Origin of the sequence: Bacillus thermozeamaize, assembly GCA_002159075.1 — a bacterium.
Taxonomy (GTDB): domain Bacteria; phylum Bacillota; class Bacilli; order ZCTH02-B2; family ZCTH02-B2; genus Bacillus_BB; species Bacillus_BB thermozeamaize.
Genome location: LZRT01000116.1, coordinates 1 through 5174 on the forward strand (window position 1 = coordinate 1; position 5174 = coordinate 5174).

Below are 5174 nucleotides of genomic sequence, written 5' to 3' on the forward strand. Positions count from 1 at the left end.
GGAATTCATCCTGATTTTCGACTGGGTTTGGTTTGGTGTTGCCAATTTACCTGACTCGAGCGCTTTAAGGCCAAAAAAATTTCCAATTTTCACGAATCAGGGACTTGACATCTTACCGCTGGACTTTCTACTTTACCAACCGGTCCGGACTCGACGTGTTGATCATGAATTGATTGTAGGCAATGGGAATCGAATAGATCAGCTCCTTTCCGTTTTGCTTGACGACACGTTCAGCGAAACTGCGAGGGTGGCAGGAAGCTACCATTTCTTTGCCCAAATCACGAACGATGCGTTGCGCAGTCCCCCACCATTTGGATGAAGTCTCTTCCATCTGATCTTTATGAGGATCAATGTCTTCGAGCCATTGCCGGAAAGGCCTGTCCAATCGAAAGTAGGCTTGTGCCCGCATTTCACTCGCCAGCCGTTTGGCACCCTCTTTCTCCGAATTCCCTTCGGCCTTGGCGATGTTCTGGGCAAGCAATCCAACCTGTTGAACCAGTCGTTCCGTTATCTCGATGTCGTTCATAATGCGCCCGATCCATTGCTCGCCAAGCCTGTCTTCATTCAACAAATCGGCATGAATTGAAATGCCGTCGCTGAAAAGATCTGTAAATGACGAATTGGATTTGTCGTATTTGACGCCCACGATCGAAAACTTGAACATGGGCAGCTTCACGATATTGCGATATTTTAGGACTCTCAACCATGAAATGACGCCCGGTGCTCGATGGCTGTCCCCATTCAGAACAAGGGCACCAAAGTCACGCCACACCTGTTTTGCCGGATCATGCTGCCGCGGCTTGAAAATATCCGGTCCTTCCCTTGAATTTTCTTTCACCCAAAGAGTCATCTGTTCGGCAAATGCATTTTCTTCCGGAAAGAAGTCTCCGCCGATCAGCAAATAATCCACGACTTTGCCATTTTGCCGGCCAAGAAGAACCCGTCTTGATTGAAGGGTCAACAGTTCCATCGGGCTTTCCGGCATCGGAACCCGGCTTCGTTCTACTGTCCTGATTTCATCCAATTCCCAAGCGGCCCGTCCATCTTTCCATGGCAATCTACCGTCTCGCAGAAATACCAAATTCAGCATGAGCGTTTCAAACAAAGTATCGCCTCGAACATATAGAAGCCCCAATTTGCCCAACCAGCCAACCCCGATGCTTGGCAGCTTTATGCCAGTGCCTCTTGTTGTCGGTTTTGCTGAAGCATCATCAAAGCCGATGAGATGAATGAGCCAGCGGGCTGCCTCTGCATACGTCAAGCTTTCTTTGGCCTCGCCGCTGCGGGATGAAAACAACCGGTCTTTGTTGGCACTTTGGTTGATTTCACCATTCAATTTCGCCGCTGAGTATCTCGTTCCCGCATTCAGCCCGGCAACTTGATAAAACGGCCTTTCCGGATGAAAAAGCCAGAATCGGTCTTCATAATTCTCAAGATATTCGCGGAGAATGGGATGCGAAAAACTGCCGGAATCCCATAACTCTTTCCAGCGGTTCAAGGCATCCCTCGGACAAACTTCTCCGCTTTCATCATCAAAAATCGAAGCAGGTTGTCCATCCAAATCATATCTCCCGTACACGCAATATAATATCGCCAGCAACAACCGAAGGATGGCAACATTTTGCGTGGGCAGCTCTCCTGCCAGACTCCGAAATTCATGTGCTCTCTCAAACAGTTCAAGCAATCCGACTTCTTCCATGGAACCCGCGGCATTCAAAACCAAGATCCATGGTTCCCTGAGCAGATTGAACGATTTTTCGGTCGCCACGATCCGTCTTCACCCCTCTTCAACAAAATATTCCAATCCAAAATCCTTATGGTAGGTCAATCTGTATTTTCCAAGCTTGACCGATAAGCTTTCATCGAGGATCAGAAACAATTCGCCGCGCAACCAGGGCGACTGTTGCCAGTCGGCCAACCACTGCCGGTTTTCTTCTTCCAACTGCCTGATCACGGACTCCAAGTTGTCGTGCCGGCCTGTGACCGCAACGGGCAACTGTACGCTGCACTTTGCAAGTTCGCGGGCCAGCTTTTCCGGCGGTTCATGAAATCGATCCAAATTCCTGCCGCTTTCGATCCACGGCAAAAATCTGAAGGTTCCTGAAGCATCCCGCTGAATCAACAGCACTTCGAATGAATCATTCGCATCTCTGACAGCCGCTTCTCCTTTCTTGTCCGAAATGTCAATATCCAGCCATCCGATCATCGTGTCCATGACCCGAGGTTCATTTACACGATATGACTTGGCTTTTGCACGTTTGTCGCCCAACATCAATTCGTGTACTCTCTTGGCTTCCAAATAAGCTTCATCTTCCGGAATAAGATGAATCGAATCGTCATATACATCCTGGACAAGATGAGGAATGTCATCCGGGACGATGACGGCATTTGGCAAACGGGCCCGTGTCCGCATCAACAGATATTTGCCATAAATCGCCTCACTGGCTTTGTCAAATCCGTTGCCTTGAATGCCCGTCACATAGCATCTTGGTGAATTCAAAAGCAGCGGTCGATCCCGCTCATGGCGATGAAGACGCCCCAACCGCTGCAGCAGCAAATCCATGGGGCAAATTTCCGTAATCAACACATCAAAATCAATGTCCAGCGACTGTTCCAATACTTGAGTGCCCACGACAATGCGAAAATCCGGTCTTGTTCCGCCGTTTCCCGGTTTGCCCAATTCCAACAGCAGCGCTTTTTCCTTCGACATTCGATCCTTCGTAATGAAACGCGAGTGGAAAAGCTGGACAGTTTCCCTCCCGAATTTGTCTTTCAGTTGCCGAGCCAACTTCTGTGCTTTGGAGACGGAGTTCACAATGACCCCTGCACATCCCCCGTTCTGCAGCAATTCAGCCAATTTGTCTTCAATGTTCCGTTCATCCAGCCAATCAATCTCAATGTGTTTTTTTCTTTCGTGACTGGGAACGATCACCTGCCTGACTTCGGTTCCATCTGTGTAGGTGATCAACGGATAGGCGCGGTTTTTTATCCACTCGTGGTTGTTGTGCCGATCCTGATTTGACTGAAGCCTGTTTTTGCCCAGCGGATCAAACCATTTTCGGGAACCGGAAGGACCAAATCGTTTGTTGCAATATGCTTCGACAACCATTTTTCGTTTTTCGAATGGCAGGGTCGCCGACAAAACGATGACCGGCACGCCGTAAGATCCCAGCCAGTTCAGCGCCCGCTCAAGATAGCAGTTCATATAGGCATCAAAGGCGTGGCATTCGTCGATGATGACCACTTTGTTTGCCAATCCCAGATGGCGCAACATCACATGTTTCTGTTTGAGTGCCGCCATGAGCAGTTGATCGATCGTTCCGATAACAAAGTCGTCCAAAATCGATCGTTTGCGTCCATTGAACCATTCGTGCACGAAAACTTCCGTTTCTTCATCAACGTTGATACCCTTCCCAAAAGCCAAGTTTCGGAATGTATCATTGAATTGCGCCTTTCCGTGCATTAAACGAGTCGATGCCTGTTCGATGCCGAGTCTAGTCAACCATTGAACCAGCCTTGGAAATATTCCATCCGATGTGGCCTGTGTCGGAAGCGCAAAAAACACGCCCCTGCGTTTCGTCAAATCCGCCATGATTTCCGCTGCAACAAGCGCAGCCTCTGTCTTGCCGGAACCCATAGGCGCCTCAATCACCATAATCCCGGGCGATCTTACATGTTCAAGAGCATCCCTTGTGAACTTCTGGATAGGATTGACCGCGCCAAAGCCAAATCGCAGTTGATACAGATCTTCTTGCATCCACTCGTTAGTCGTCATCCAGAACGGCACGAAATCCAATTCGCTCCAGGCTTGTTTGGCCCTTTGTCTAGAATCCAGATCTGTCCGATCATCCAGGTGGATGTATGGAAAAAGCCTGGAATCGCTTGCAATCCAGTCAGCCACTATCAGCAATCCGCTCAACAATACTTGGGCAGTGATGTTGATTTCGGGCAAATTCCCAAGATTCTCGTACCCGGCCTGATGCAGTGCAAATTGGATCAATTCTTTCTGAACAATTTTCCATTCTGATCGACCGGTTTGAAAATCATGGCCGTAATTTGCTTTGAAAACACTCAAGTTGTTTTGCAACATTTGCAGTTCTGGAGGTTTTCCATGGTGGGCTCCAAGTACAACTGCTACACTTTCAGGACATCCCATCTCCGTCAGGATGACTTGGGAAGCCAAAGCATGAGGGGTTTTATTTCGAAACATATAGTTTTCTTCGGGTTTGATGGGCAACCCGGTATCCATAATCTGTTCGTGAATTCTCATATCGAGTTCCCGGTTGCCAGATTGTTGGGTGGCGAAAGCAGGAGTTGCTTTACCGAGGTCGTGGGCGGCAGTCAAAAATATGAACAGTCTTTCGGCTTCTTCTACGTCCCCAAGATGGATACCCGAGGCAATCTGCAATTTTACACCTTCCGGCAACCAAATTCGCCACAAAAGACGAGCAATCTCAACCGCATCGGCCAGATGGGTCGGCAAAGGAAGCCACAACAAATCTCCGCTGCGAGATTTTTTTGCCCATAGGCTTCTGGCCATTCTTGAAAATGATGACAATCGGATCGCAATCACCCCGTCCGATTACTAAAAGAACGTAATATGACAATAATTCTCTCGTTTCGTTGGATTCTCCTTCCTTTTTTCATCTTACCAGCAAGTTGTGACAATATATTGTCAGGGAACGCATGTTCTTAGCTAAATTTTCATTGACCATGTGCGTCGGCAGCTTGTTTGTAGGTCGGGATCATCCCCGCATACGCGGGGAGCACCTCGTTCGCTCCTTTCACATCCCACAACGCCCGGGATCATCCCCGCATACGCGGGGAGCACCCCCATCACCTTTTCCGCAACCAGGGCGTCGAGGGATCATCCCCGCATACGCGGTATAATGGACTACGAAAACTAGACAACAAAAAAGGAGTTTCTTAGTTGATGACAACCATCCGCAGAACGTTTACACCGGAACAAAAAGCCCAAATCGTGCTGGAAATTCTGAAGGAGGAAAGGTCGATTTCACAGCTTGCTTCCGAGCATGGCATTCACCCGTGGACCTCTGTCAATAGATTGGACACATGGAATCGAGAAAATTACGCAACATAATCGTACATTTGTTCGCATTGAATGGGTGTGAGATACCCGATCGCCGAATGGACTCGTTTGCGATTGTAGAAAA

At 48.6% G+C, this 5174-nt stretch carries 2 protein-coding genes; both read right to left on the reverse strand.

What is annotated here, in order from left to right; all coding sequences use genetic code 11:
- Positions 1-127: 127 nt before the first annotated feature.
- A complete protein-coding gene (locus tag BAA01_07950) occupies positions 128-1768 on the reverse strand; it encodes a type I-E CRISPR-associated protein Cse1/CasA (GenBank protein OUM84908.1) in 1641 nt (546 codons plus the stop codon).
- A gap of 9 nt (positions 1769-1777) precedes the next feature.
- Entirely contained in the window at positions 1778-4540 is a 2763-nt protein-coding gene (locus BAA01_07955; GenBank protein OUM84909.1) for a hypothetical protein, read from the reverse strand.
- Positions 4541-5174: the final 634 nt, after the last annotated feature.